Here is a 1425-nt window from a genome sequence, read left to right as displayed (position 1 = left end):
CACAGGTACTTGATCTCCACATAGTCGTCCATGCCGTGGTGCGAGCCCTCGCGCCCCAGGCCCGACTGCTTGATGCCGCCAAAGGGCACATGCTCTGTGGAAATGATGCCAGTGTTCACGCCCACCATGCCGTACTCCAGCGCTTCGCCCACGCGGAAGATGCGGCCCACGTCGCGGCTGTAGAAGTAGCTGGCCAAGCCAAACTCGGTGTTGTTGGCCGCATCAATGGCCTGTTGCTCGGTCTCGAACTTGAACACCGGGGCAAAGGGGCCAAAGGTCTCTTCGGTGGCGCACAGCATGTCGGCGCTGGCGTTGGCCAGCACCGTGGGCTCGAAGAACTGGCCCGAGCCCAGGGTGGTGAGGCGCTTGCCGCCGGTGAGCAGCTTGCCGCCCTTGGCGATGGCGTCCTCCACATGGCGCTGCACCTTGACGAGGGCCGCTTCTTCGATCAGCGGGCCCTGGTTCACGCCGTCCTCAAAGCCATTGCCGACTTTGGCGGTTTGTACCTTGGCGGCGAACTTCCGCACGAATGCGTCGTAGACCCCGCTTTGCACGTAGAAGCGGTTGGAGCAGACGCAGGTCTGGCCTGCGTTGCGGTACTTGCTGGCAAAGGCACCTTCCACAGCGCTGTCGATGTCGGCGTCGTCAAAGACGATGAACGGCGCGTTGCCGCCCAGTTCGAGCGACATCTTCTTGACCGTGGGCGCGGACTGCGCCATCAGGATGCGGCCGACTTCGGTGGAGCCGGTAAAACTGATGTGGCGCACGATGGGGCTCTCGCAGAGCACTTTGCCAATGGCAATGGAGTTGTCGGCGTCGGCGCACAGCATGTTGAGGACCCCCGCCGGGATGCCGGCGCGCTGGGCCAGTTCGGCGGCGGCGAGGGCCGAGAGGGGGGTCAACTCTGCGGGCTTGATGACCACGGTGCAGCCTGCTGCGAGCGCCGGGGCCACCTTGCGGGTGATCATGGCCAGCGGGAAGTTCCAGGGGGTGATGGCTGCGCAGACACCGATGGGTTGCTTCAAGACCAAGAGGCGCTTGTTGTTGTCGAACTGCGGCAGGGTTTCGCCATTGACGCGTTTGGCTTCTTCGGCAAACCACTCGACAAAGCTGGCGCCATAGGCGACTTCGCCTTTGGCCTCGGGCAGGGGCTTGCCCTGCTCGGCGGTCATGATGCGGCCGAGGTCGTCCTGATGCTGCATGAGCAGCTCGAACCATTTGCGCAGGATGGCGCTGCGCTCCTTGGCGGTTTTGCTGCGCCAGGCCGGCCAGGCAGCGTTGGCGGCGGCTATGGCGGCTTTTGCATCCTGGGGGCCGAGGTTGGCGACGTCCACGAGCTTGGCGCCGGTGGCGGGGTCATGGACGGCGAAGCGGCTGGCGCCGGCGATCCACTCTCCGTTGATGAGGGCGTCGGTCTTGAGGAGG

General features: G+C 64.8%; 1 protein-coding gene. It reads right to left on the bottom strand.

Going from position 1 to position 1425, the window contains the following annotated elements:
• Window positions 1-1425 (bottom strand): NAD-dependent succinate-semialdehyde dehydrogenase (locus D3F03_RS17100; RefSeq protein WP_147414739.1); only part of this gene is annotated, 1425 nt, incomplete at both ends.

The organism is Simplicispira hankyongi (assembly GCF_003570885.1).
Taxonomy (GTDB): Bacteria; Pseudomonadota; Gammaproteobacteria; order Burkholderiales; family Burkholderiaceae_C; genus Simplicispira; species Simplicispira hankyongi.
The sequence above is the reverse complement of the archived record's forward strand: the minus strand, read 5'-3'. Positions and strand labels throughout refer to the sequence as shown.